The sequence below is a fragment of the Candidatus Obscuribacterales bacterium genome, from assembly GCA_019744775.1.
Classification (GTDB): Bacteria; Cyanobacteriota; Vampirovibrionia; order Obscuribacterales; family Obscuribacteraceae; genus SBAT01.
This window is the reverse complement of the sequence record JAIETZ010000001.1, coordinates 680,044-705,070: the sequence shown is the minus strand read 5'-3', so window position 1 is coordinate 705,070 and position 25,027 is coordinate 680,044. Positions and strand designations below refer to the sequence as shown.

23 protein-coding genes are annotated in these 25,027 nt (G+C 47.1%); 11 read left to right on the top strand and 12 right to left on the bottom strand.

Annotated elements, in window-relative coordinates; translation table 11 throughout:
- Positions 1 to 576: 576 nt before the first annotated feature.
- The 4 genes from K2Y22_03105 to K2Y22_03090 are packed head-to-tail and all read left to right on the top strand — an operon-like array spanning position 577 to position 3,517.
- Entirely contained in the window at positions 577 to 1,317 is a 741-nt protein-coding gene (locus tag K2Y22_03105; GenBank protein ID MBX9877422.1) for a response regulator, read from the top strand.
- Positions 1,318 to 1,902: an RES family NAD+ phosphorylase gene (locus K2Y22_03100; protein MBX9877421.1), complete on the top strand. Its 585-nt coding sequence runs from the start codon at positions 1,318 to 1,320 to the stop codon at positions 1,900 to 1,902.
- A 43-nt stretch (positions 1,903 to 1,945) separates the two neighbouring features.
- Positions 1,946 to 2,566 (top strand): hypothetical protein, encoded by a 621-nt coding sequence (locus K2Y22_03095; protein ID MBX9877420.1) that lies wholly within the window; start codon positions 1,946 to 1,948, stop codon positions 2,564 to 2,566.
- A gap of 21 nt (positions 2,567 to 2,587) precedes the next feature.
- Positions 2,588 to 3,517 carry a hypothetical protein gene (locus K2Y22_03090; GenBank protein MBX9877419.1) on the top strand — a complete coding sequence of 310 codons (930 nt, stop codon included), beginning with the start codon at positions 2,588 to 2,590 and terminating at the stop codon, positions 3,515 to 3,517.
- Between the two features lie 256 nt (positions 3,518 to 3,773).
- Here K2Y22_03090 and K2Y22_03085 read toward each other — a convergent pair whose 3' ends face one another.
- The 5 genes from K2Y22_03085 to K2Y22_03065 all read right to left on the bottom strand — a co-directional run bounded on the left by K2Y22_03085 (position 3,774) and on the right by K2Y22_03065 (position 7,422).
- A complete protein-coding gene (locus tag K2Y22_03085) occupies positions 3,774 to 4,046 on the bottom strand; it encodes a hypothetical protein (GenBank protein ID MBX9877418.1) in 273 nt (90 codons plus the stop codon).
- A 117-nt stretch (positions 4,047 to 4,163) separates the two neighbouring features.
- Positions 4,164 to 5,720: an STAS domain-containing protein gene (locus tag K2Y22_03080; GenBank protein ID MBX9877417.1), complete on the bottom strand. Its 1,557-nt coding sequence runs from the start codon at positions 5,718 to 5,720 to the stop codon at positions 4,164 to 4,166.
- Positions 5,721 to 5,754: 34 nt separating this feature from the next.
- Positions 5,755 to 6,504, bottom strand: coding sequence for an Hsp20/alpha crystallin family protein (locus K2Y22_03075; protein ID MBX9877416.1), 750 nt, complete (start codon positions 6,502 to 6,504; stop codon positions 5,755 to 5,757).
- Positions 6,505 to 6,550: 46 nt separating this feature from the next.
- A complete protein-coding gene (locus tag K2Y22_03070) occupies positions 6,551 to 6,952 on the bottom strand; it encodes an Hsp20/alpha crystallin family protein (GenBank protein ID MBX9877415.1) in 402 nt (133 codons plus the stop codon).
- A gap of 29 nt (positions 6,953 to 6,981) precedes the next feature.
- Positions 6,982 to 7,422, bottom strand: coding sequence for an Hsp20/alpha crystallin family protein (locus K2Y22_03065; protein ID MBX9877414.1), 441 nt, complete (start codon positions 7,420 to 7,422; stop codon positions 6,982 to 6,984).
- A 489-nt stretch (positions 7,423 to 7,911) separates the two neighbouring features.
- Between K2Y22_03065 and K2Y22_03060 the strand changes: the two genes are divergently transcribed.
- On the top strand, positions 7,912 to 8,349 hold the full coding sequence (locus K2Y22_03060; GenBank protein MBX9877413.1) for a HEAT repeat domain-containing protein: 438 nt from the start codon (positions 7,912 to 7,914) through the stop codon (positions 8,347 to 8,349).
- A gap of 444 nt (positions 8,350 to 8,793) precedes the next feature.
- On the opposite strand, the gene K2Y22_03055 is transcribed toward K2Y22_03060, so the two are convergent.
- From K2Y22_03055 to K2Y22_03025, 7 genes are all read right to left on the bottom strand, one after another.
- Positions 8,794 to 9,480, bottom strand: coding sequence for a hypothetical protein (locus K2Y22_03055; protein MBX9877412.1), 687 nt, complete (start codon positions 9,478 to 9,480; stop codon positions 8,794 to 8,796).
- Positions 9,481 to 9,602: 122 nt separating this feature from the next.
- Positions 9,603 to 11,075: a TolC family protein gene (locus tag K2Y22_03050; protein MBX9877411.1), complete on the bottom strand. Its 1,473-nt coding sequence runs from the start codon at positions 11,073 to 11,075 to the stop codon at positions 9,603 to 9,605.
- Positions 11,076 to 11,085: 10 nt separating this feature from the next.
- Positions 11,086 to 14,325 (bottom strand): efflux RND transporter permease subunit, encoded by a 3,240-nt coding sequence (locus K2Y22_03045; GenBank protein MBX9877410.1) that lies wholly within the window; start codon positions 14,323 to 14,325, stop codon positions 11,086 to 11,088.
- Positions 14,326 to 14,342: 17 nt separating this feature from the next.
- A complete protein-coding gene (locus tag K2Y22_03040; protein MBX9877409.1) occupies positions 14,343 to 15,413 on the bottom strand; it encodes an efflux RND transporter periplasmic adaptor subunit in 1,071 nt (356 codons plus the stop codon).
- Positions 15,414 to 15,579: 166 nt separating this feature from the next.
- The gene (locus K2Y22_03035) at positions 15,580 to 16,791 is read right to left on the bottom strand and encodes a TrbI/VirB10 family protein (GenBank protein ID MBX9877408.1); all 1,212 of its coding nucleotides are present in this window, start codon (positions 16,789 to 16,791) and stop codon (positions 15,580 to 15,582) included.
- Positions 16,792 to 16,846: 55 nt separating this feature from the next.
- Positions 16,847 to 17,440 carry a TetR/AcrR family transcriptional regulator gene (locus K2Y22_03030; protein MBX9877407.1) on the bottom strand — a complete coding sequence of 198 codons (594 nt, stop codon included), beginning with the start codon at positions 17,438 to 17,440 and terminating at the stop codon, positions 16,847 to 16,849.
- Between the two features lie 2 nt (positions 17,441 to 17,442).
- Positions 17,443 to 18,549 (bottom strand): hypothetical protein, encoded by a 1,107-nt coding sequence (locus tag K2Y22_03025; GenBank protein MBX9877406.1) that lies wholly within the window; start codon positions 18,547 to 18,549, stop codon positions 17,443 to 17,445.
- A gap of 151 nt (positions 18,550 to 18,700) precedes the next feature.
- On the opposite strand from K2Y22_03025, the gene K2Y22_03020 reads away from it, so the two are divergent.
- The 6 genes from K2Y22_03020 to K2Y22_02995 all read left to right on the top strand — a co-directional run bounded on the left by K2Y22_03020 (position 18,701) and on the right by K2Y22_02995 (position 25,021).
- Complete coding sequence (locus K2Y22_03020) at positions 18,701 to 19,750, top strand: patatin-like phospholipase family protein (protein ID MBX9877405.1); 1,050 nt, start codon at positions 18,701 to 18,703, stop codon at positions 19,748 to 19,750.
- Between the two features lie 501 nt (positions 19,751 to 20,251).
- Positions 20,252 to 20,947, top strand: coding sequence for a hypothetical protein (locus K2Y22_03015; protein MBX9877404.1), 696 nt, complete (start codon positions 20,252 to 20,254; stop codon positions 20,945 to 20,947).
- Positions 20,944 to 21,483: a hypothetical protein gene (locus K2Y22_03010; GenBank protein MBX9877403.1), complete on the top strand. Its 540-nt coding sequence runs from the start codon at positions 20,944 to 20,946 to the stop codon at positions 21,481 to 21,483. Before K2Y22_03015 ends, K2Y22_03010 begins: the two co-directional genes overlap by 4 nt.
- Before the next feature lie 215 nt (positions 21,484 to 21,698).
- Complete coding sequence (locus K2Y22_03005) at positions 21,699 to 22,787, top strand: PAS domain S-box protein (protein ID MBX9877402.1); 1,089 nt, start codon at positions 21,699 to 21,701, stop codon at positions 22,785 to 22,787.
- Positions 22,788 to 22,845: 58 nt separating this feature from the next.
- Positions 22,846 to 23,523 carry a response regulator transcription factor gene (locus K2Y22_03000; GenBank protein ID MBX9877401.1) on the top strand — a complete coding sequence of 226 codons (678 nt, stop codon included), beginning with the start codon at positions 22,846 to 22,848 and terminating at the stop codon, positions 23,521 to 23,523.
- Positions 23,524 to 23,587: 64 nt separating this feature from the next.
- Positions 23,588 to 25,021 (top strand): DNA photolyase family protein, encoded by a 1,434-nt coding sequence (locus tag K2Y22_02995; protein ID MBX9877400.1) that lies wholly within the window; start codon positions 23,588 to 23,590, stop codon positions 25,019 to 25,021.
- Positions 25,022 to 25,027: the final 6 nt, after the last annotated feature.

Sequence of the window (25,027 nt, the reverse complement as noted above, 5' to 3'; positions counted from 1 at the left end):
TTGACGTACTTAGACGGTAAATGACGATGCCATTTTTCAGATGTTCCCTGGCAAGGACGTCATGCCTGCTCAACAATGAATTTGAGCAGGCATGACCGAACGCAAACGAAGTGGCACGCGATCTCTGTCACCCTTCGATTAATGTTAGTTGTTATTCCAGTCCCGATGCGAGACGGTGTGCTCGATTTTGCCTATTCCAGGCGAAATCGTTCTGTTTCCCTTGCGTTCATAGCCAGGAAGCGATCTTCGGAGCGTTTCATTTCAGCTTTCAGGGTCTGAAAGATTTGCCTTATGTCCTCTTCTGTATAGGAGTAGTTGGACCTGTTTGCCAGGTTGCCGATCAACTGCAGTCCTTTAATAACCCTGTTTACGCGTTGATTCGCTAACTTTACGAATTTATCTCGATCTTTTTGTCTCATATGTATTAAATAACCTCGTACATTATCATTATGTACGCAAACTTCTAAAACTGTCAATGTCTGTATGCGGCAAGAGTGGAGGGTTGATTTTTGGTTGATAAATGGTTTATAATGGGTTTATCTAAACTCGTCGCTCCTCACTATTTGGGTAACAGGCATGAACTTACAAAGAACTCTAGTTTTTGATCCGGATGCGTGTCTCCGACAGGACGTTCAGGTCGCTTTGTCAAACCATCTAGGATTGGAATTTGATCGGGCCCAGTCTATAGAGCAGTGGCACGCCTCTTTCGCAACCAAACAACCAGACCTGGTCGTTCTAGACGTTGAGTTGCCTAACCTATCTGGCTTTGAGCTCTTGAGACAAATGAGGAGCCAACATTGGTCAGGTCCAGTAATATTTCTCGGCAGTGCTCCAATTGAAGATCTGGAACAGACCCATGATATTCGCATTGACTTTGTGAGAACCCCTATTGATGCCAACGAATTGCTTTGGCGCATTTTTAAACTCATGCGCGATTTTGATTCGCAGCCGGTGAACAAAATACTTGTACCGATGATTCAAGAGTTACGCAATGACACTAGTGGTCGTCTCGACGCGGAATTGATCAGTAAGACTTTTGGTATCACAATGGCCGATATCGCTAGATGCATTGGCAAAACACCGCAAGCTATTCATAAGACTCCTGATTCGCAATCGATTCAATCCGGACTATTTCACTTTGAACGAATTGCTTCTGGAATAACGCGCGCTACGGGTTCAGTGAAATCATTGCGTTCGTGGCTCAATACGCCTAATCCGCATTTTGATAAGACTTGTCCGGTTGAATTTTTACAAAAGGGCAAACTTGAGTTGCTCGCCGACATCGTAGAGGATGCTTTATTGGGACAACCAAGGTAAATGCATTCCCCACAAATCCTTTCCGATGTTCTGCAATCACTTCCCATCCAGTCGATTACTGGCATGGTTTTTCGTGCGGTTAATTTTGACGCGCTTATGAGCAGGAATCCACCGAATGCACTTTGGTCTGGAGGAGCGAGAGAGAAGGGGCAGAGATACACGCCGCCAGGTGGACCCGATTGCCTATATGTTTCAGAAACCGAGCAGACTGCGCTTTCTGAGGCTAGAGGACTGTTTTCGACAATAACCAATGAATCAACTCTGTCCCCATTGGTAGCTTTGCCGATTCAAGTGAGCCTGGAAAATGTTCTAGACATTACACAGCAGAACATTCAGCAACTCCTTGGTACCGATTTGACGGAGTTAACTTCATCCTGGCAAATGCAAATGTTGAACAGCGATGTGGTTCCTACTCATTTGCTTGCCGAAGCTGCCTTTGCAACAGACCGCTTTCAAGCAATCAGATTTCCCTCTGCTCAAGTTGTCGGTCAAGTCAACCTAGTAATCTGGACCGGACTGCTAAAAGGGACAAGCTTTGTCGAGATATTAGATCGAAACAGCAAACTTTGGAGACGAATACCGTAGTGGCTTGCCTCAAATTTTGCCAGCCATAAGCAAGAGGATCAATATGAACAAGAATAAGAAAAAGACCAGCAGCAACAGTAACAAGTTAGTCAAACAAGGATTGCTTGGATTTGTGCTAACCGCATTTGTTGCTTTAGGTAGTTTTCTCTTTACTCATCCGGCTGAAACACAATCCTGGATCAAGTTTGTGTGTCCATCAATTGGAGCAAAAGAAACTCCTGCCGTTACGGTAACACAATCAGCCAATCCGACCATAATAAATAATGTGATACCACTAGCCTCGTCACGCGTCGCCACAAGCTCATCCGATCAGTCCGACGTAAGCTCGAAAGCAGTGCGAAGGGCTGACTATATGACTCCCCTATCGGACCAAGACAGCCAGCGATTGACTATTCAAATTTCTGGACGAAACATAGGCGGTTCTGGAGGCGAAGGCGCACAACCAGGTAATGGCGGCAAAGCTGTTCATGTAAAGCGCGGAGATGTCTTACTCAGTAAGTCAAAGAAAACCTCACAAACGGGTATTTCAGAAACTACAATCAAAATTGACGGTGAAAACATTGGTGGTGCAGGTGGTAATGCTGCCAAGCCCGGGACCGGTGGTTTAATGAATGGTTCTTCTGGAAAAGGCGGAGACGGTGGCGATGCCGTTCTAATTGAGTGATCAGAGGAATAACTACTTCTCATGTTCCTTATTGATGAAAAACGTTTTTTGATTATTGTTTTGGGATTGATACTAACGTCCGCATTTTTCAGCCTGAGAGCGGAAGCAAAATTATTTCCATGTGTGGTCAGGTTCTTCGCCGAAGAGGCGGAAGTAGCTCCACATCTTGTTACAGATGGGTCGCTAAACGAAGTGCCAATTTGGATGATGACGTCTGACATCACTTGTTTGTGCACATCGAAAACGTTTCCTGTATATTCCACACCTATGCAAGTCGCCTTCACTATCGGTGAATTAAAGAAGACTTTGTCCCCGGACAACGCCCCCTATTTGGTTTTCACAAAAGCAGATAAACGTACCAGACAACTAGTTTATGCTCAGTCGCCATTGAGTACGCCGGAACGCACCCTGATCGAGTTCAAGCCGGTTGGTAACGACTGGGTCCTCGACAATTACGCTCGAGTTGGCAACAAACTGGTTTATAGCCCATATCCACATCCTGCCCGAATGGGAGAAGGAGGCCGTGGTGGGGATGGTTGTCCTGGACAAAATGGTGGCAGAGGTGGTGGAGGGTTCTTGAGAGGAGGACCAGGAGGTAATGGCGGACCAGGTACCCCAACGATGGTGCCAGGAAAAGGCGGACCAGGCGGACTAGGAGGTACCAAAGGCGGAAAAGGTGGCACCGGCGGTAATGCTTTCAGTGCTGGACAGACTGGTGGGAAAGGTGGTCCCGGCGGAGATGCAAATGAACCAGGAGGGCATGGAGGGAGCGGTGGCGATGGGGGGAATGGAGCAAACGGTTCTTGCCATATCCCCGGCGGTGCCGGAGGCGATAGCGGTCCAGGTGGCAATGCTTCCAAGCTGAGTGGCATTGGTGGCGACAGCGGAAATGGTGGCACCGGTGGTAGTGGTAGGATTGTAAAAATTAGAAAGCAGAAGAAGCTAAAGTAGAATTGAGTTGCTCCGTTACTCGATTCAATTCATTTACGCAGCTTTCCCGGTACAGCTATCACATAACACTCTCAACCAATTGCCTTCGCGCAGGCAACCCGCAGCCCCACATTTTTCGCAGATCTCATAACTGCATCTTTGCGCTTCCTGAGTTGCATCCAGCATTTCCTTTGTGGTTCCACTTAGATAGAAGCGGAGTCCGCCAAACTTTTCCTTTACTTGAATGGCAAAGAATTCTGGTTGCTTTTCTTCCGCCTCAGCGCGTACCAATTAGCTTCTTCCAGCATTTATCGTGGTTGCCGGCAATGAGAATTTTCCTGCCGTGCAACCTGCCTGACCACGACGGCACAAAATGCATGTTCATGGCAAAATCACCAATGTAATAAACAATATCTTCCGGCTGGACAACTCGGTTCCAAGCAGCTTCCATCGCCACATTCATCTCATGGGTATTATTGAATGGGCGAGCGCAATATTTGATGATGTTTGCGTGTCCGAAGTGATGATCGGATGAAAACCAAATAGACATTCATCAAACCTACCACTCGCCGGCGTGAATTGCAAATGAAGAGAGAAGCAATGGTGTTTTTGGTCCTGCCGAGGGTGTCGCGAGTTCGAGTCTCTTCGCGGGTGCCATCTGGGTGAGTTAACCCTTAGTAACATTTGGAAATGTGTCCGTTGCTTGTTCAGCTGTTGATACAGGCGGTGTTTTTGAGTTGAATTTCGCTTGAAGCGAACCCCAATCGATTGTAAGTGTGCCTCCTTCACTTTTGTATTGCTCTTCCCATTTCATAAGAAGGTCGAGCGAGGCGTGATCGATGTACGCCAAGCGAGAGAAATCGACGTGAAGCTCGGTATCTAAGGGCAGATTTTCGAGAACGTCAGAAAGTTTTGGCAAGCTCAAAAAAGTAGCAGCACCAATCAGTTGGAGTGTGATGCGTCCGTTGGTTTGTGTCTTAACGATATCAAGCTTGCAGAACACGTACAGAAGTTTTGCCGCGCTCATTGCTACTCCCAAAAGTACACCAGTCAGAAGATCTGTTGTTAAGATCGCAAGTGTTGTAACACTGAAGATAAGTAATTCAGAACGCCCATGGTCGGCAATTCGATTTACCGCTCGGATATCTATAAGCTTGTAACCTGCATAAACTAAGATGGCGGCAAGAGAGGCGGCTGGAATAAGGCTGAGCAGCTTTGGAAAGCACAATGTGAAGAGCAAGAGCCAAACGCCATGTAGAATCGTGGATGCTTTAGTTTGAGCGCCGGCTTTCACGTTAACTGAGCTGCGGACGATGACAGAGGCTACGGGTAAGGCACCAATTGCACCACAAATAGTATTACCTACTCCTTGGGCGATTAGTTCTTGATCGTATTTACTCTTGTGTCCAGGCAGCATCCTGTCGAGCGCATTGGCTGTAAGGAGAGTCTCAGCGCCTCCGACAAGGGCTACAACAAGTGCCTGTTGCAGTAAAAACCAGCCGTATTGTCCGACAGCGGAGAGTTCCAGGGGCTTCAAAGCTAACCATATACTATCCGGCAATTGTACACGAAGTACATTTAGTCCGAGTGCTGTTGCAGCAGCGGTCGAAAGGATAATGGCAAGTAGGGTTGGCGGAAAGGCACTGCGCAACTTTTCGATCGGTAGTTTTTCCCAGATCAAAATAGTTGCGATGGTTAAAAGACCAATCAAAGCAGCTGCTTCGTGGACGCCATCGTTAAAAGTAAGCACTTTAAATAACAACTCTGGCAGAGCAATTAAATTGGCGAGTCCGCTTCCTTTTGGTTTATCATCAAGCATTAAATGAAACTGACTTACTAAAATCAAAAGACCTATACCGGAGATCATTCCTTGAACTACAGCTGGAGAAATAGCTCGAAATACACGTCCCAGTCTAAGTGCTCCAAAGCAAAGTTGTAAAAGCCCTGCAAAGAACACAACTAGCCCTAGAGCACCTACTCCATGCTGATTCACAATATCCCAGACAATCATGGCAAGACCGACGGTAGGACCGCTCACTTGAAATGGTGAGCTGGACGTCATGCCTACCGCGATACCACCGATGATACCAGCAATTAGTCCAGCGGCAGGAGGCATGCCCGATGCTATGGCGACACCCATGCACAGAGGCAAGGCGACAAGAAACACTACAAGGGAAGGAAGGAGGTCTTGTACGCAATGGTATTGCCGTAAGTCAAGTTTCATAGTGGGAATTATTTAGCGGTTGAATCTAATCATCTTATTCGCTTTTGATGGTTAGTTTCTTGCCCTCGCTTTTGGGGGCGTGTTTTTTGGGTATCATAATGGTCAAGATACCATTTTTTAGACTAGCTTGAGCATTTTCACTCTGTACTTTGCAGGGAAGAGCAACAGTCCGTTCAAAAGACCCATAGGCTCTTTCTATAGCCTGAAATCCGCTGCCGTCCTTCAACGCCTTTTGTGTAGTTTCTGATTTCTTGTCTCCTTTTATTGTGACCAAGTCGTCAGTTACGGTCACATCGAGGTTCTTTTCATCGATACCAGGAACTTCAGCGGTGATCTCAATTGTATCGGCGGTTTCAGAAGTATCGAGTCGTGGAATGTATGCACCCAAGCCAACTGGAAATGCCCAGTTCTTATCCGGATTTGATGACATCACATCAAAATTTCTCATAAGCCAATCAGCGTCCGGATCATGCAACATTGTCCGCCACCACGGCTCAAACATGCTGGATGGTAAACTCAATTTCGATGCCGACTCACGCATCTTGTTAATAGTGGAATCCAGATCCAACGGCCTTTGGTCATGCTTTGATTTGCCCGAGTGGATACGCACGGGCTCGCCGGATTTATCTTTGGTGATGTTATTAGTATTGCCACTGTCTGCCGCGTAAGAATGTAGCATCTGACCACTGGCCAAAAAAAGAGATAAGGCCAGCAATAATATAAGTAAACCGAATTTTGCCCAGTGAACGGCAAAAGATTCTGGATACTTCGAAATGTAACTCATCGAAACCTCCTTCTCAAAAGCTCGTTGTGTAGATTGAAACCGGCTTTTATGCGGTTTGCACAGTAATTTTTCTCGGGATGGCGTTTTTACTCTTGGGCAGTACCAATTTGAGTACGCCGTTTTTCACTGATGCTTGAATTCCATCTCTGTCAATTTCATTTGACAAAGTAAAAACGCGCCGATAGTCACCAATGCCATACTCGGCATAAGTTAAGCCAAATTCTTCAACCTTTGGCGGTTCTACTCGACCGTAGATTGTGAGTATATTGTGCTCAAGTGTGATATCGACTGCGTCTTGTTTCACGCCAGGCATATCCGCCATAAGTAGCAAATGATCTTTGGATTCATATATGTCTGTTCTTGGAATGAACACCTTATTTGTTCTGGTCTGCTCTGTGCCATTTTGCACGGCTTCGACTTTGTTTGTCTCCATTAATTCAGTAGGCATAACAATCCTCCTTTGTTAGAGAAGAAATACTATTCTGATATGACGCCAATTTTCCGTGGCTGGTCGGCTTTGGCCCGCGGCAAGGTGATTTCCAAAACACCATTAATAAAATGAGCCTGCACTTCATCAGCTTCCACCCTAAATGGAAGTTGGAGCGAGCGGGTAAATTGACCGTGTCCACGCTCTTGGCGATGATATGTTTGTCCCTCTTGGACGATTTCGGGATTTCTAGATCCCTTAATTGTAAGAGAGTCATTAACTAGCGAAATCTCAATATCGTTTGGATCTATCCCCGGGATTTCCGTGCGGGCGATCGCTCCGTTTTCGGAAGTCCATACATTAATAGGTGGGAATTCTTGAGTCGATGGCCATTTCTCTACCGACATTAAGCGACTTAACTGTTGCTGAAGCCGCTGCATGTCTCTAAGAGAGCTGAACAGATCCGTGTCTGCAATTCTCTGTAGCAACATAACTTACGCCTCCTTCTATATAACGCTGTCATAAAATTGGATTTCGTATCCACTAAATAATTTACTGATTGCGATGCACCCGGCTTTGAAAATACACTTTTTTTTAAACCTGCCATGAAAAATATTCGCTGGTGGACTGGGTTTCAGGCGGCACAAAAAAATGCTGAAAACTCTTGACCGGTAAAAAGGTTTTTGCTATAAAAATTCTTGGAAGGCTTCAGTTTCCTTCCGTTTGAGTTAGTTGAATCACCATTTTCATGACTATTTGAAGGAGGTTGGTTTACCCTACTTGATCGGTTTGAAAATCTGAATACTGTTTATACAACTTGCCGGCCCGTCAGGCTGGCCTTAAAGCACGGATCGGGCGGCAGTACAAAGGTACTGCCGCCTCAGAGAAAGGTGCTTTCTGATTAGCGAATTAATTTACGAAATACACAAACAACAAAATCATTCCACTATGGAGGCGCGGAGGTGATTTCGATGTTAGGTATGAATTGGATTGAAGATTATCTCAAAGCTGGGTGTCCGGAAACGCCGTTGGATGAGTTGGCACTCCTGGCTCACAATAAAGATCACAAGATAAGAATGCGGATTGCCGAAAATTCCGGAACACCGATAGAAGTTCTGGAATATCTATCTAAGGACGAGAATTCGGATGTTCGGTTAGCGGTTGCAACCAATTCCAATTCCTCCTTGGAAATGATCCGTATGCTGGCTCATGACACTGATCCGACAGTGAGACATGGGTTGGCGGAAGATCCAAATACGCCTTGTGAAATTTTGAAAGTGTTATTGGAGGATAGCAATCCGTATGTAAGCTGTCGGGCAAGGAAGACAATGCAGGCTCTAGGATTACTCACGCCCGAGCCCGCGGAACCCAACCGGTTGTATATGTGGCCCGGCTTGAATCGCCAGCGTTTTGCATAAAGTCATAAAGTAATGACTTCTGACATTTAACTTGTAGGCAGGAGGTGGTCACCATGAAATCATTGTCGGCCAGTTTTGCCAAATCTTGTTTATGGGGAAGCATGTGTATCTTTGCTTTCCCAATAGTGTCCGCGGTGGCAGAACGGGCGCCCACACAGTCTGAAATGTGGACAATACATAAGGAAAGTAGACAAGATCATGTTGTTATTCCCGTAAGGAAAGATAAGCGAGAACAACAATTCATCAGGAATTTGTTGCGACCTAGTGAGCGTGGGGTTCTCTTTGAGCCGGCATCCGACCTTCAGAGTTTAGTGTGATTTTGACTATCGAGCTTTTACTGTTTGGTGCTGGCAGTTCGAATCTCTCCGAAGGCGCCATTTTGTGAGGGCTTTGGGGTTTGTGGGAACCCTCAGTTTTTTTGAGTGCAAATACGGTGCAGAATTCTTAGAGTGTTATCTGTTTCTTGATAGCAGTTTGTCTTCGTCTGCTCTTTTCTGCCTTGCTTGCAACTCTTTCGGAACCTAAATAATTGTGCCTAACTTCAATTTCATCGTTTCTCTTGAAGTACATTCCACGTTCAACCATTGAACGTGAAACCACTATATCAAGTACAGATTCGACTACATCTAGCGACTCAACTTTTTTAATTACTCCACCAGGTCCTACTGTTATCGAGCGAAATTCACCTTTGTTGTTGAAGACTGAGATAGTTTCAATAGGCAACGCCTGTACTTTCAGTCGCTCTTTGTTACTGAGAATAATTTCGTCAAAGACAAGTCTGTAGCCCGAATGCTTTCGCTTTTCCTCTGTTATGCCGACAGCATCGCTACCTTTCTTATCTACCATTTGAACGTAGCCGGTAACAATGGAGCCGGCAGGGGCAACAACATTCTTGTTAACTTTCAAATCTTCTTTTAGACGACCGCTTATTTCTGTGCCTGTATGCATTTTATGAAGATCAAGCGGCTCAAAAAAGACGACCTTAAATGTTGCAGGAACTGTGAGTTCGGACGGACTACTAGCAACCCCGCCTCTTAAAAATGATTCGGTTTCGTCGGCGAGTGCACCAGACGTGCTACTAAGTAACAACAAGCAGAGCGTAGAGAGTAGCAACGGCGTTCTTGAACTCACAATAGAAAACCTCTTATGCGGGTGAATTGTTTATACCATTAAGAAAGAGTGATGTGGCGAGATCGGCAAATTCTTTTTCCGATACGGCGCCACGGGACTGAAACCAAGTATAGGTCTACTACTTACTTCCAGCCGCCCCCTAGTGCTCGATAGAGGTCAACTCTGGACCCGACCAGGTTCATTTTCACTTCAACCAGTTCTTTTTCGGCTTCCAGTGCCTCTTCCTGGACGAGCAGCACTTCGATGTAAGTCGCCTTGGCGTACTTAAACAGCATGTTTGCCGTACCGATAGACTGCTCAAGCAATACGACTTCTCGGTTTTTTTTATCAAAAGCCTGCTGCATATTTCTTATATTTGACACCTGATTAAGAACGTCGGTGTAGGCTTTTAGTAAAGTCTGCTCATAAGTCAAAACCGCTTGGGTTTGGTGGGCATCGGCTGTCTGTATTCGTGCAAGGATTGCGTTTCGGTTGATCAATGGAAGCATTAAGTCACCCATTGCATTGTATAACAACGACTGTGGTTGAAACAGCAGTTGAGGATCAAACCCCGAAAAGCCAGTACCTGCCCTAATCGTCACGTTGGGGTATAGCTGGGCCTTGGCACTTTTTAAATCGAGCTTTGCCGCCTTAATCGCCGCTTCAGCCTGACGAATATCGGCTCTGTTTTCCAAAAGCTGAGCAGGCACACCCGTCTGCAATTCATCCACCGGAATCGCCATAAACTGGTCAGAGTGTCTCAATATTGGCGCTTCATTATAGATACCGGAGAGGAACTTCAGACGATTCTCTTTTTCAACAATTCTTTGACTGGTTTCAAACCGCTGGCTTTTAGTGTTGTTTAACTGGGCTTCAAACCGATTGACCCCTAATTGGTTCGCTTTGGCATAACGCTTCAAGGTCTGCATTTTAAGGAAAGCCGCTTCCTGGATGCTGATGTTTGCATCCAGTATCTTCAAAGACGTATCCAGAGCCATTAATTCATAATAGTTGCGTGCTATTTCAGTAACGAGCCTGGAAATAAGAAAATTGCGGACCTCATATTGTGCCACCATACGCAGTCTGGCTGCCTCTTTGGCATTTCTGAATTTTTTCCAGATATCCACTTCCCAGCTCAGCGACGGACCCAGATTCAGGTTAAAATCCGGGTTATTAATAATACCTCTCTCAACAATAATTTTATCCAACACGCCTTCCTGGGTGTTTTCGGATGGCTTAATGTAACTTGCGCCAAACCCCAAGCCGACTTTAGGCCAATACTCAGCTCGTTTTTCTTTCACTTCATTGGCAGCAATTTCAATATCCTGTATTGCAATATTGAATTCTTGGTTATTTGCCAGGGCTGTTTCAATCAGGGAGACAAGATAAGGATCAGAAAAAAAATGCCGCCAGCTAATAGTAGCCGCGCTATCAACTTCAACAGAGCCCTTCAGCAGCGGAGTGTCATACTTCTTTGGTACGTTGAATGTCGGCTTTCTTTCCAACAGACTAAGCGGATGAATCCATGATTTTGCAAAAACAGGTGCTTGCAGGACTCCCATAAGAGCTATGGGTGTTAAAAGACTAACAATTTTTTTTCTGTTTATTCCGCTCATGGTTGACTGACTAATTCTTAGGCTTCATTTTTTTGATCAGTAATTTAAGTTGTCCTTTTAGATGTCTGTGTATTTCCCAACGGTTCTTTTGAATCCCTGCAATGGCGTCCGTGATACTGGTATGTACTTCATCTTTCAGCAGGTTTTTGCCATCAACCAGGGTGGCGAAAACAAAGTAGAGCCCCGGAATAATCAACACGCCGATGATGGTGCCTGTCATCATCCCACCCATGGCAGATGAACCAAGGGTTCTATTCCCGACTGCGCCTGCGCCTTCAGACAACACAAGGGGGATAAGCCCTGCGACAAAGGCAAAGGACGTCATCAGGATAGGTCGAAACCGCATTCTGGCGCCTTCCAGTGCAGCGTCTCGCAACGATAAACCTTCATTGCGTTTTTGAACCGCAAACTCGACGATTAATACAGCATTTTTACCCAAGAGTCCAATCAGGGTAATAATGGCAATTTGTGCATACACATCGTTGGCCAGGCCCATCAGTTTGAGCATTGAGAAGGAGCCAAAAATACCGACGGGCAAGGAAAAGAGTACAGCCAAAGGTAGTGCAAAGCTTTCGTACTGGGCCGCCAGCACTAAATAGACAAAAAGCACAACAATCACGGAAATAACAACAAATTCATTACCTTGTTTCGCTTGGTCGAAGGACAGGTCTTCCCAGGCAATGTCGAACTCGCGGGACAGGGTGTTTTTAGCCACGTCGCGGATAGCCTGAATGGCGTCGCCAGACGTATACCCTTTTGCCGGGAATCCCCGAATGGCAGCAGAGTTGTACATGTTATAGCGCGTAATTTCATTGGCCCCTCTTGTTTTTTCCAGGGTCATAAACGACGTGTAGGGCACCATTTCCCCTTGCTCATTTTTGACAAACAGGGTCTTCAAATCATCCAGATTTCTTGTGTATTCAGGGGCTGCCATGGTAAAGACCTTAAAAAACCGGCCAAATTTAACAAAACCTTGCTCATAAGAGCCGCTGATTAGAACATCCAGGTTTTCCATAGCCGTTTTTATGGAAACCCCCTTCTGCATGGCCGACTGGTTATCGATCTTGATTTCATATTGCGGGTAGGACGCATTGTAGAAGGTAAACAGCCCTGAAATCTCTTTGCGTTTGCTCAGGGCCTGCATAAAGTTCTGAGTAGCCACTTGCAGCTCCTGATAGCGGAGATCGCCGGTTTTATCCAGTAACCGCAAGGAAAATCCGCCGGAAGTGCCAAAGCCGGGAATGGCCGGCGGCTCAAAAAATTCAACCCTGCCTCCCAACCCAACAGCTTTATGCTCTAATTCCTCAATAATTTCAAGGACGTTTTGTTTGCGGTCTTCCCAGTTTTTGAGGTTGATAAGACAGGTCCCCGCATTGGAGCCTCTGCCTTCTGTCATGATTTCGAAGCCCGCCATCGACGTCACCGAGTCGACCCCGTCAACCACTTTGCACATTTTTTCCAGCTGGCGCATTACTTTGTTTGTATACTCCAGCGTAGACCCCGGTGGTGTTTGAACAATAGCGTAGATGGTGCCCTGGTCTTCATTCGGGACAAAGCCGGAGGAAACATTTTGGCTCATATAAAAAATGCCGGCAGCAAATAATAGGATGACCCCCAGGCACATTATTTTTTTTGTGACGATACGATTTAACAGCCCCAAGTAGCCACGGGTGAATGCTTCGAAAAGGGCATTGAATTGCCCAATAAACCATTGAAATACGTTAAAAGAGGGCTTGTGACCGGCATGGTTTTTAAGAAACATGGCGCATAAAACAGGCGTTAGCGTTAATGCCACCAACGCCGAAATTATAATGGCGCTAGACATAGTGATGGAAAACTGCCGGTAAAATACACCCACCGGGCCGGGAATGAAGGCTATTGGCACAAACACCGAAATCATCACCAGCGTGATGGCCAGAATAGCGCTTCCCAGTTCGCTCATGGCTTTTTGTGTTGCCGCATAAGGCGATAGCGACGGGTTTTTCTCCATATTGCTGTGGACGGCTTCAACCACCACAATGGCATCATCTACCACAATGCCGATGGCCAGTACCAAAGCAAATAAGGTAATCAGGTTAATGGACATACCAAACATCGAGAGCACCAAAAAGGGACCTATTAATGAAATAGGTACGGCAATGACAGGAATGACGGTGGAACGCCAGTCCCCCAGAAACAGAAAGACGACGAGCGTGACCAGAATAAAGGCATCTCGGATGGTGTCGATTACCTGCTCAATCGAGGCGTCTAAAAACTTAGAGACATCGTAGGCGTACTCGACGTGTATGCCGTCTGGAAACGCCTTGGAGAGTTCTTTGATTTTGTCTTTGACCATTTTGATGACTTCCCTGCCATTGCTATTGGCCGTCTGTTTCAGCACCAAAGACGCACAGGGCTTTCCATCCAGATTGGTGTAAATATCATAAAACTCACTGCCCAGCTCCACGGAGGCAATGTCTTTAAGCTTGACCATTTCACCAAACCCGGAGCTTTTGATAATAATATTTTCGTACTGCTCAGGCTCGGAATAGCGGCCGAGATAATTGAGCACATATTCAGTAGACTGGGATTTTTTCCCCGAGCTGCGCCCGAGCCGGCCAGGGCGGGCAATAAGACTCTGGTCTTTAACGGCCTCGACCACTTCTTCAGCAGAGATGTTGTAGGCTCGCATGCGATCAGGTTTAAGCCACAGCCTCATGGCATACGTTCTGGTGCCCAATAAGGTTGCTTTCGCAACCCCTGGAATCCGTTGAATTTCCGGTATCAGCTTGGTATAGGCGTAATTAAAAAGGTACTGCTCTTTAAAGGAGTCGGTGTCGGAATATAAATTCACATACATCAGCATGGAAGACTGGATGGGCAAAACGATGACACCCTCTCGCTGAACGAGAGGAGGTAATTGATTCAGCACCTGATCCACCCGGATTTTGACACTAACCACCGCCTGATTGGGGTCTGTACCTGGTTCAAATATCACACGGATGGTGGCCTCACCGGCGCTGGTTGCATCAGAGGCCATATAGCGCATGCCCGGCACCCCGTTAATGGACGCTTCCAGTGGTACCAGCGTCGAATTTGTAAGCACATCGGCACTGGCACCGGGGTAGGCAATATAGACTTCGACGACGGTTGGCGCAATTTGGGGGAACTGTGAGATAGGAAGTTGCACGACGGCCAAACAGCCGAGGAAAACGATTAAAACTGAGATAACAATCCCGAGTACCGGCCGTTTAAGAATGTTACGAAACATAGCTTGCCCAACCTAAACTACTCTGCATACAGTTTTAAGTCCTCAATAGCACGTTGGGGATCAATCAGCTGGTAACGGATTTTGTCGCCTTTATCCAGCTTGTTCTGCCGCTCAAGCAGGTACATCTCATCAGGGGTTATTCCAGAGGCGACAATGTAAATGTTGGGTGCCTCATGGGCCACTTTAATCTCACGTTCGTGAATCACCCCTGCTTTATCGACAACAAAAATAAAGCGCTTATCTAAAATTTCAAACGTGGATTTTTGGGGCACAATGACCGCCTGATTGATCTTCTTGGGCCATAGTATTTTGCCTGTTTGTCCGTAACGCAGCAGTCCCTGTGGGTTACTAAAGCTCGCTCGAAAGGCAATATTGCCTGAGGTGCTACTAAAGTCCGACTGAATGTTTTCTATCGTTCCAGTTTCAGAATAAATTTCCTTGTTGGCGAGTTCCAATTGAACGTTCTGAGAAACACCCTTCCCGCTGTTTTTCATGTAGTCCAGGTACTTAGCTTCGGGCACATTGAAGTACACCCAAAGTCGATGGGTATCGCTTAAGGTCGTCAGCAGTTGGTTTTCTTCCAGCAGGCTGCCCACCCTGATATCACCGAAGCGGCCTATCAGCCCGTCAAACGGGGCTCGAATTTCAGTAAAGCCTAAATGCGTTTTGGCTAGCTCTAGTTCTGCTTGAACCTTAGCCAGCTTGGCGGCAGACATGGCGGCTTCAGTGTCAGAAATAATATCTTTTTCAACAAGTGCCTGGTTATTCTTCAGCTCAATTTTGGAAAGTTCAACCTCTGCTTCTGATTTTTGAACATCGGCTTTGTAGACACTAGGCTTTATTTGAAAAAGCAATTGTCCCTGACGAACAGCTTCTCCTTCGTCTACCAGGACATTTTGCAGGTATCCCTTCTCTAATGAACGAATTTCAATATGCTGTATGGCTCTAATCTGACAGACATATTCATCATTCATCGTTAGGTCTTTGACAAGGGGTTTACTGACCTGGTAAGTCGTATGCGATGCTTCTTCATCATTCAGCGCAAGGTCTTTGACAGTTGTATGCGATGCTTCTTTGCTGTCAGGCACCACCTGACAGCCTGATATAGACAGTACGAGCAGTGAGGCGCTGCAACACAGTGTCAGTGTTTTAAACAGTTTCATCATCCATTGTTTGTTACTTTCACCGTCAGGTTACAGAAACATTGTGGGGAATTTGTGGGTTCCTACTGGCAACGCCAGTCGCCAGCGCGCTTCAGTGGACTTTGGAGCTGACTTTGCCGCTTGCCAGCATGGCATCGGTCAGGGCGAATTCTGCCAGCGGTTCACGGGAATACGGCTTGAAAAACACCAGCTTGTGGCGGCTTTTGACGTTGTCCACGCTGAAGGTGATGTTGTTTTTGAGGTGACCTCTGGGCTTGATTTTGCTGGACCACATGCTCGTATCGCCAATGGGAGAGGGGAAGAACACGTTGCCCCGCTCGTCCTCCAGTCCGATATCAAATGCGGAGAACGTATTTTCGCTTTGATTCAAAATGTCCAGCGTCAGCGTAATTTCGCCCACTCCGCCGCACGGGCGCCGGTCAATGCGCATACCCGCCACCTTCACCTTCAGACCAGGGATGCTGTAATCTTCCGCCGTCTCATCGGGCATGTTCATGGTGGGCAGTTGCAGCGGCTCGCTGAGTATGACGTGCATTTCAGCGCCGGGCTGGAGCATGACGCTTTTACCCTTGGTCAGCATGGCGATTGTCAGCCCGGCAGCACCACCAATGGCCGCTCCACCCGCCAGGTCGTACCCGTGGCTGGCCACCGCCGCCGCCAGACCACCATATTGCAGCACCATCACTGTGCCTACCACGCCACCAATGGCGGTATAGCCCGCCGCGCGTCCGACAACTTTGGCTGCGGCCGTGCCTTTGGAGTCCCGAGTGGTGCTGTTGCCCTCAATCGGGACTTCACGCCCGTCAGGCGTTATTAAATAATCAAAGCGCGCGTTGATGTAGCCATTGCGTCCGGCTCGCTTCGGCCCTTCAAGAGTGCTCAGCACCCCGTGCGCCACTGTGCCCTTGGGTATCACCAACCGGCCATCCACCAGCACGTCCTTGCTGATTTTGCCGAAGAACTGATCGCCTTCCACGGTCTCGTCGGCGGCAATCTCGGTGGAAAGAACCAGTTCCAACACCGTGCCCGGGGTCACCACACACACATCCGCCTTGTTGACGCTCGGGCTTTGCGGACGGTTGCATTCGGTCTGGATAACGGTGCCGTGCAGCACCGGGGACCCGCAGCCTTCGGTCGGGGTGTCGGCTGACCAAACGGACTGCGAGGCGCCGGTGCTCAGGCTTAGCACCAGGCCCCAGGCGCACAGGGAGCGGGTGACGGGCTGCCATCCCTGGCGCTCCGTTGGGGTGACGTACACCTTCAACGGTCGCTGCCGGTCACGGGTTTCAAAGGCTTCTTCCATTCTGTCGTCCTTGTATCCTTGAGGGACTTCCGTGAATTCCCTCAAGTTAAATGCCCTATGCCGATGAATTGTTTATACCATTGAGAAACAATGACGTAGCCAGATCAGCAAATTCTTTTTCCGATACGGCGCCACGGGACTGAAACCAAGTATAGGTCCAGTTGATTGCTCCCATCAGATACATGGCCATTGCTGATCTTTCAGTAGGCTTCAATTGTGGCTGCAATTTGGCAAGCAGGTCTTTGATTACCTGTACTACTTTCTTCTCTAGGTCTTTAATTTGCTTTTGTTGCGGCAATGATAGGCAATGCAAGTTATTCAAGAGCACGACGTGTTTATCTCTAGATGTTGCATACAGACGCATCAATGCTCGAACGACTGCCTGCAATTGTTTCTCGGGGACCGTCTCTGTTTTTACAGCACTAACCGCTGTGTCGGCTAGCAATTCGCAATGCAAGTTGAGAATGTCGAAAAGCAAAGCCTCTTTTGACTGGTAGTAGTGATAAAGAAGCGCCTTTGACACACCTAAGTGGCGAGCGATGGTGGCAATGGAAGTGCCGTCATAACCATGCTGGGCGAACATTTCTGCTGCGCCATCGAGAATGGATTGCCGCCGCTCATCATAATTGTCAGCGCGAGGTCTAACCATATTTAAAAGATAGGAACTATCTTGTCTGCATCAAACGCCACGTCTTCGCCATCAATGCCTACTTCCGGTAAGGCAGGAAACTTAATGCCGTAAGGCTCGACGATAGTCTTAAGTCTGACCACAGCAGTTCGCCAATTCTCGCGGCGTTGTTCGAGTGTCAAGATGTTGAAGCCTGCCTCGCGTGCTTTCTCCTCCAATAAGCGCTGAGCGGGAAGAAACGTATCAGGCAATTGCCAAAATTCTTTTGGAGGCTCGTAGAGAATCCCTGACAGGAATATGAAGCCGGCACGGAATTGCTTGGTGATCATGTCTTTGTCTTCTTCGCTCAATCGAGGAAGAATTTCTTTTAGAAGAGCAAGACAGAAACTCAAGTGTCGACCTTCGTCGCGGCCGATATTTTTGAAAGCTTCTTTGAATACGGGAATATCAGTGCTTTCGTACATGCTGTGGAAGAGAGTCGATGACGCTACTTCACCAAATAAGAAGGAGCTGAAAAGAATCGGCATTGGGTAATGTTCAACAGCCTTTTTGTAGCCGGTCCAATAACGAGCGCCATTGTGATAGAGCCATTCAATGTTATTGCGAGCCAATTTGCCGAGTAGCGTTTCCGGTTCGTATCCTAAAGGACCATTTTGTGTCATTAGTGTAATGGCGCGTCCACAAACTTCTTCGTGATTCATTTCATCGCGGGTTACTGCAAAGAAGCATTTGCGTATGGCATCTTCTTCATGCACTTCGTAGGCATGAATCATGGCTCGGGCAAACACTGCCGGACCTGAGGCGTCGAATACGGATAGTAGAGTCCACCAGTAAGCTATTGCGTAGCGCTGATCTAGTGTAAATTTGCTGACATCAAGGGTGTCCCACGGTAGTTTGCTTGGCGACCAGCCTGGGTCACGTGAGCTTTCATAGATTTCCATCAAGCGAGGAGTTTCTACACGCCAGTCAAATGGAAAGATATTCAATCTATCCAGAATTTTCGGTGCCGCTTCCGTGTCGGCAAGAATTTGCTCAGGACTTGGCATGTGTGTTTGAACTGTCGGCGAGGGCACTATTGAAGATTCTGAAACTGCCACGTTTTGCTTGGAATAGCGCTCATCTTGAGCCATTTGTCGATCCTCCAGCGGGTTACTTGTTTTATTAAATCATTGTCCGAACGGTCGGTCAATTAACTGGCTGTCACATTTTAAGTTTAAGCTCTGGTCGATACCGGAGTAGAATATGGATACTATGAGCCTGAGGGATGGGGAACAATCTAGATTGAATCGGCGCCTAGTCCGTTTTGTCGCTATCATTGCCGCAATTTCCTCAGTCAGCTTGATGCAACTTGCCTGTGCAGGACAATCAATTGATCCGGCAGGTGTTCCAATCTCAGACTTGCGGAAAATCGGTAATACGCCTTTCCTTCGCAGCGGACCAAGGGTCGCATTAGTGTTGGGAGGTGGTGGCACAAGGGGGGCGGCACATGTTGGCGCATTGCGTGCCCTGACGAGGGCTGGCGTTCAAATTGACATGATTGTCGGAACCAGTATGGGTGCAATAATTGGGGGGTTATTTAGTGCTGGAATAAGTCCCGACTCTCTACAAAACATGTTTGAAGACGGATCTCTAATGAGATCCGTCATGAATGTTCCTTTAACGCTGTCTCTAGCCACTGCACCTGTGCGCGTTTTGCCTCGCACTGTTGCTCACAACCAATACGACGGTCTCTACAATGGCGCTGCGTTAAGAAAATATTTGGACCGAATTGTGCCGGAGTACCAACACAATATCGAACATTTGAGAATTCCTTTTGCTGCCGTTGCGCTGAATCTCGTTGATGGCAAGCCTTGGGTGCTGAACCGGGGTAACCTTGGTTATGCCTTGCAGGCCAGCTCCGCGGTGCCAGGTTTGCGGGAACCGGTACAGATTGGCAATCAACTGTTCGTTGATGGCGGTGTTGTCGACAATATACCTGTTGATGTAGCCAGAGCGATGGGAGCTGATATAGTCATCGCAGTAAATGTCGATGAACGATTCGGCACGGTGCCGCTTGAGAGCTTCAAGGCAGTTGGCAGTGTGGCTAAGCGACTGGTAACCCTGCAACTTGCCTCGAGTGACGCGGTCCAGCTCGAGAAAGCAGATTTTGTCATTCACCCAAATGTTGATGGCATCGGTCTGATTTCTACAAAAGTCAAAGATGCCAGGCAAGCCATTAATGCAGGAGAGAAAGCCGCCTGGGCCGTTATACCTGAAATAAAGGAAAGGTTTCGGCAACTCGACGTCTCGTCCGCTGGATTTAGAAATTCTGGAATCCCGAGCAATTACTGAGTCTCACCAAACTTCAATAATGATCTGCACTGGCTGCACTCCCCAATCTTATTGCAATATTCCTTGATTGGCATGGTCAGATGAAAACTTCCCCATTCTCCTTTTGGTGGTTGCGTTTGGGCATTAGCATCGAACGCATTAAGCCCGGAAACCCACAGCAAAATGACGGACATGAGCAAATGTACTTAACGCTGAAGAAGGAAGCTACGCGCCCCAAAAGGAGGTAATCTCTTTCAACAACAAGCAAAGTTTGACGTGTTGGTAGAAAAACTCAACGACGAACGACCACACGAGATCTATGTCGCGTCTACAGGATGAGGGTATTTGAGTTAGCTTTATGCAGTATGATCTCGGCTATATTCATCTAGAGGAGAAAATGTTGTGGACACTCGACAACCCGTTTGGGGCAAGACTATAACTATGTCTTAGACCATTCAAGAAGGTTTCGGAGTTTAGTGTTGTGGTGACCATAGTGGAGTTGTGAACGGGTAGGATAGGAAGATGCTTACTTTGTCGGTGACAATCTTCTATTGGCTTTTGCAAATGGTCATTTACTACTGCCATGGCAAAAGCCTATCGGGCACGATATTCGATATCGGCTTTGGTTTTGGTCCAGTGGCGACGCATTTAGCTGAGTCCGGCTCTTTCAAAATAGCGTTTGATCCATGGACTGATTATTTACATGCATCGGCTAGTCGTATGCCGCTAATTCCAATCTTTCTAGCAATCATTTATCGGTTGAGTGACAGTCTTGCATTAGCGATGTGCATAAAAAACATAGTGCTAAATGCAATTTTGTTTTCAACAATCACGATGTTTGTTAAACGCCATCAAATCGGAAAGCTTGGGCTGTTGATAATAGCCATAGCGCTCTTGACACCACAGACCGTTTTTCACTCCGGTTCAGTTGATTATGAAGAAGGTTATCTAATTCAACTTATTGCGGTAACCACAGCGCTTCTCCTTGTAGAAACGAAAGCCAATGATAAACACCCTTATCTTCTGTCGGTATTGGCGGCAGTCGAGTATCTGATCAAAAGCAGCATGGTTTTTGTTGCCGTTTGGATTGCAATAGCTCGTGGCATTTCAGAAAAATCTTTGAAGGTCGCTTTAGTAACAGCTGTGCCAACCATGCTGTCCGTGCTTTGTTGGGGGATAACGAATTCACTGGGACATTTAATATCGGAACTTCCTTGACCGGAATTTATTGTTGGCGAGCAGAGAACAATTGGAATTACGTCAATTACCCGGCACTAAGTGTCGACAGGGTGCCAATGGCTCCGCCATATATTGATGCTACAGCTGAAGCAAATAATTTCAAAAACGAATGGGAGCGCGATTCACACTTCATGAAGCTTGGTCTCAGCTGGATAACTACTCACCCCAAGAACTTTTTGGAGTTGCTTATTCGCCGGTCCTGGATTCTCTTTGGCGAGGTGCGCAACACGCCAACGAAAAACGGCGATATGAATCCATCTGGATGGATGGCATGGACATGTGTCACATTCATGCTTGCCAATCGATCAATTCAACTGGCGGCTCTCATATTGACTTTCCAATTGTGGGGACAGCCTGCAACCAGGCAAGCAGCCGTTAACTTTTTCGGACTGGTTGCTGCGTATTCTTTGCCGTATATTTTTGGTTGGGCATATGAACGGCATGCAATACCGCTGCTTCTGCCTTATGCCCTTTACTTGAGTTGTTTACCCTCACTCAATCGACAGAGGACATAGAACCTAGTCCAGGGCGCACGGAATCTAAACTAATCCAAGCGCAACGTAAGCTTGTGCCTTTTGCACCTATTTGATGGTGATTAGTCAATCGTATTATTGTCCTTCTAAAACCCTCGAATTGATTTCGGCAGGCAAATAACATTGGTTAACCAAGTGCTTGCATTAGCTCCGGGCTGGGTAGATTTTGTCTAGTTAGTAATCGATAGACGGAGTTTATGTTTCTCAAAGATCACTTTGATGATTCCCGCCAGCTGACCTTGATGTTTCAGGCTGTAGAGGCAGCGCGCAATGGCGTGGTTATTACCGATCCTAATCGTGCAGACAACCCGATTATTTATACAAACCCTGCTTTTACCGAAATTACCGGTTACCAAGCTGAGGAAATATTAGGACGCAATTGCCGCTTCTTGCAGGCAGATGACAGAAATCAACCTGCGCTAAATGAAATCCGCCTGGCTCTAGAACAGGCACGACCGGTCTCTGCGGTTTTGCGCAATTACAGAAAGGATGGTAAGAGATTTTTCAATGAGCTGACAATTTCACCGGTGCGTGATAGCGAAAATAGGTTGGTTGCTTTTGTCGGTATTCAGCATGACATTACGCGACGCGTTGAAGCAGAGGAGAGGATTTCCGATTTTTATTCTGTTGTTTCACATGAGTTGCGAACGCCTATTGCTAAAATCAAAAGTTCGCTGTCGGTTATCGCCGACGGTGAAGCAGGTCCAATAAATGAGTCGGTAAAACGGTTCATCAGCATTTCAGCAAATGCGGCTGATAGCCTCTGGAGATTGATTGAAAATATTTTGGATTTCAAAAAATTGGAATCCGGCAAATTTCGCTTCTTGTGTCAGCGCTTGTCGCTGGCGCAATTGGTTGACAGTACAGTAGCGGAGTTTCAGCCGGTTGCTGAAACTGCATCAATTACCATTTGTTGTCAGTGCCAGGTAAATCCGACAGTAAACGCCGACGGGCAACGGATAGTTCAAGTGTTGGAGAATTTGCTAAGTAATGCCGTGAAATTTTCAGAACCGGGTGCTCAGGTCGATGTCAGGTTGACTTCGCATGATAAATGGGCGCGTGTGGAAGTGACTGATTTTGGTCCGGGAATAGCAGATTCAGATATAAATAAACTTTTCGACAAGTTTCAACAACTAGAATCTCCCGATAGCCGGAGCCGTGGTGGCACCGGTTTGGGACTGGCTGTTTGTAAGGCAATAGTGGAAGCTCATGGTGGCAAAGTCGGTGTTTTCAGCAGGCTGGGCGAAGGAAGTACTTTTTGGTTCGAATTGGAACAACTGACATGAAGCTCTCGATGTAGAATACTCAATATGCGGGTGTTGTCTGAGAGATCTAAGTATTATTATGTCTAAAGTTCTATTAGTTGAAGATGACTGCGAGTTATCGGAAATACTTGAACTTACTTTGGCTAATCGCGGCTTTCTTGTGCAGTCGGTAAGAGACGGACAAGCAGCGCTTGATCTACTAAGAGTAAATAAATACGACGCAATCATTTTGGATTGGATGATGCCCGGACTTAGTGGGGTTGATGTTTGCCGTCGATTGAGAGCTCACGGCAACTCGACACCTATTCTTATGCTGACAGCAAGGACCTCTGATGAAGATATTGAAGCAGGTCTGGATGTAGGCGCCGATGATTATTTAACTAAACCATTTGAGAACAAAATTCTTGCCGCTAGACTTCGTGCGCTTCTTCGCCGGCCGCCGGTTTGTCTAGACCCTGTTATGACGATTGGTGACATAACTTGGAACCCGGCTACTCGAATGGCTTCGCGTTCGGGAAAGGAGTTGCACTTGCGACCAATGGTGGCTAAGCTGTTTGAATTCCTCATCAGACATCAGGGGCAATTTTTTACAGCCGACGCTTTGTTGAAGCGGGTATGGCACGACGAGGCTCTAGTTTCGCTCGAGACAGTGAAGACGCATATAAAGTTATTACGAAGAGCCATAGATGTACAAGGCTCGCCATCTCTTATTGAATCGGAAAGGCATAGGGGATATCGACTTAGTGCGCCTGAGTGATTGTTCACCCTCGGTTCACCCAGCTTGTTCAAGATGAAGAAAAGCAATTTGGCAGGAGACATGTATGTCCTCTGTAAGTATAGTTTGGTTTAGGCTTGATCTAAGGCTTTCGGATAATCCGGCGCTGACTGCAGCTGCTTTGGTCTCACGTCATGTGATACCGGTATATATTCACGCGCCGAAAGAGGATGGTAGTTGGTCCGCCGGAGCCGCCAGTTGCTGGTGGCTGCACCAATCCCTGTCGAGTTTGGATCGGGAGCTTAGAAAATTGGGTTCGAGACTGATTATTTGCAACGGTGATTCTATTGCCTCGCTACTTTCCATCATCAAGATAACCGGGGCTGACTCAGTATTCTATAACAGGCTCTATGCCCCATATGCATGGGCCCGTGACATCAAGGTCGAGGCTGTTCTGCGCAGTCGTGGTGTATCAGTTGAGTCATTCAACAGCAGCTTGTTGCATGAACCACATATGGTGCGCACTCAGAGCGGAAATCCTTTTCGCGTATTTACTCAATTCTGGAATAATTTGATTGCCGGAAGTGAACGGTCACTCCCTATTGGCGCCCCGCAGCGACTTTCATTTCCTGAAATTGAAATTGCGTCGCTGCCACTGGAAGCACTTGAACTGGAGCCTCGAATTAATTGGACCTCCGGAATGAGTTCAACATGGAAACCGGGTGAAACAGGGGCTTTTTTGAGGTTAGTCAATTTCACGAGCAAAGGATTAAGTCATTACGCCACAGGAAGAAACAGACCAGACCAAGACGGCGTCTCAATGATGTCGCCGCATTTACATTTCGGCGAAATTGGTCCACGGCAAATATGGCACGCAATTACCGTAGCTGGAAAACATCTTCAGGCAAAAATAAATGTGGCAACGTATTTAAAAGAATTAGGTTGGCGGGAATTTGCTCATCATGTGCTCTTTAATTTTCCGGAAACCAGCGAGTTGCCACTGCGCCGACAGTTTCAAGATTTTCCTTGGTGCGACAATGATCACGCTTTTGAGCGTTGGAAGTACGGACAGACTGGCTTTCCAATCGTTGATGCCGGCATGCGGCAGCTTTGGAAAATTGGCTGGATGCATAATCGCGTACGCATGATTGTCGCCTCTTTTTTGACCAAAGACCTGCTAGTGTCCTGGAAGCACGGCGCCCAGTGGTTCTGGGACACTCTGGTCGATGCCGATTTGGCAAGTAACACCTTTGGCTGGCAATGGACAGCGGGCTGTGGTGCTGATGCCGCGCCATATTTCAGAATTTTTAATCCTGTTTTGCAAGGGGAAAAATTTGATCCCAAAGGTGCCTACGTGCGTCAATGGCTGCCCGAATTATCCAGGCTACCGGATGAATGGATTCATCGGCCCTGGTTGGCGCCGAAACACGAATTGGAGAGAGCCGGTGTCAAATTAGGAAGCACATATCCCAAAAATATAATTGATCATGCCTGGGCTCGCAACCGAGCACTGGCTGCTTTTGCGGAGGTTAAAGGGTAGTATGAA

Bases quoted from the DNA above. Each gene is read 5' to 3' on its own strand.
- K2Y22_03005 (MBX9877402.1), top strand. From the start codon at position 21,699: ATGTTTCTCAAAGATCACTTTGATGATTCCCGCCAGCTGACCTTGATG.
- K2Y22_03000 (MBX9877401.1), top strand. From the start codon at position 22,846: ATGTCTAAAGTTCTATTAGTTGAAGATGACTGCGAGTTATCGGAAATA.
- K2Y22_03060 (MBX9877413.1), top strand. From the start codon at position 7,912: ATGAATTGGATTGAAGATTATCTCAAAGCTGGGTGTCCGGAAACGCCG.
- K2Y22_03100 (MBX9877421.1), top strand. From the start codon at position 1,318: ATGCATTCCCCACAAATCCTTTCCGATGTTCTGCAATCACTTCCCATC.
- K2Y22_03105 (MBX9877422.1), top strand. From the start codon at position 577: ATGAACTTACAAAGAACTCTAGTTTTTGATCCGGATGCGTGTCTCCGA.
- K2Y22_03075 (MBX9877416.1), bottom strand. From the start codon at position 6,504: ATGAGTTACATTTCGAAGTATCCAGAATCTTTTGCCGTTCACTGGGCA.
- K2Y22_02995 (MBX9877400.1), top strand. From the start codon at position 23,588: ATGTCCTCTGTAAGTATAGTTTGGTTTAGGCTTGATCTAAGGCTTTCG.
- K2Y22_03080 (MBX9877417.1), bottom strand. From the start codon at position 5,720: ATGAAACTTGACTTACGGCAATACCATTGCGTACAAGACCTCCTTCCT.
- K2Y22_03070 (MBX9877415.1), bottom strand. From the start codon at position 6,952: ATGCCTACTGAATTAATGGAGACAAACAAAGTCGAAGCCGTGCAAAAT.
- K2Y22_03050 (MBX9877411.1), bottom strand. From the start codon at position 11,075: ATGAGCGGAATAAACAGAAAAAAAATTGTTAGTCTTTTAACACCCATA.
- K2Y22_03015 (MBX9877404.1), top strand. From the start codon at position 20,252: ATGCTTACTTTGTCGGTGACAATCTTCTATTGGCTTTTGCAAATGGTC.
- K2Y22_03035 (MBX9877408.1), bottom strand. From the start codon at position 16,791: ATGGAAGAAGCCTTTGAAACCCGTGACCGGCAGCGACCGTTGAAGGTG.
- K2Y22_03065 (MBX9877414.1), bottom strand. From the start codon at position 7,422: ATGTTGCTACAGAGAATTGCAGACACGGATCTGTTCAGCTCTCTTAGA.
- K2Y22_03045 (MBX9877410.1), bottom strand. From the start codon at position 14,325: ATGTTTCGTAACATTCTTAAACGGCCGGTACTCGGGATTGTTATCTCA.
- K2Y22_03085 (MBX9877418.1), bottom strand. From the start codon at position 4,046: ATGTCTATTTGGTTTTCATCCGATCATCACTTCGGACACGCAAACATC.
- K2Y22_03095 (MBX9877420.1), top strand. From the start codon at position 1,946: ATGAACAAGAATAAGAAAAAGACCAGCAGCAACAGTAACAAGTTAGTC.
- K2Y22_03025 (MBX9877406.1), bottom strand. From the start codon at position 18,549: ATGGCTCAAGATGAGCGCTATTCCAAGCAAAACGTGGCAGTTTCAGAA.
- K2Y22_03090 (MBX9877419.1), top strand. From the start codon at position 2,588: ATGTTCCTTATTGATGAAAAACGTTTTTTGATTATTGTTTTGGGATTG.
- K2Y22_03030 (MBX9877407.1), bottom strand. From the start codon at position 17,440: ATGGTTAGACCTCGCGCTGACAATTATGATGAGCGGCGGCAATCCATT.